This is a genomic window from Pseudoalteromonas sp. S4741 (assembly GCF_005886135.1).
GTDB lineage: Bacteria > Pseudomonadota > Gammaproteobacteria > Enterobacterales > Alteromonadaceae > Pseudoalteromonas > Pseudoalteromonas tetraodonis.
In genome coordinates, this window is sequence record NZ_PNCN01000168.1 from 1 (window position 1) to 268 (window position 268).

Genomic DNA, 268 nt, shown 5'->3' on the forward strand with positions numbered 1-268 from the left:
ACTATTGTTAGGGGTTAGGGTTGGAACAGCTAATTAGGCGCTTTGCTGAAAGATCTAACGAAACCGCAGGTGAGAACTTTACCCCGCGAGACATTGTACGTTTAACCACCTCTTTAGTGTTTACCAATGACGACGATGCGCTTACGCAATCGGGCTTAGTTCGCTCAATTTACGACCCAACAGCGGGTACGGGCGGGTTTTTATCATCGGGTATGGAATACGTACTAGAGCTTAACAATAAAGCATCGCGTTCAGCAGTTGGCCAAGA

General features: G+C 47.0%; 1 pseudogene. It reads left to right on the plus strand.

Features of this window, described 5'->3' with window-relative positions:
• Positions 1-11: 11 nt before the first annotated feature.
• Positions 12-268 (plus strand): annotated as a pseudogene (locus CWC30_RS16935) (N-6 DNA methylase); the annotation flags it as partial.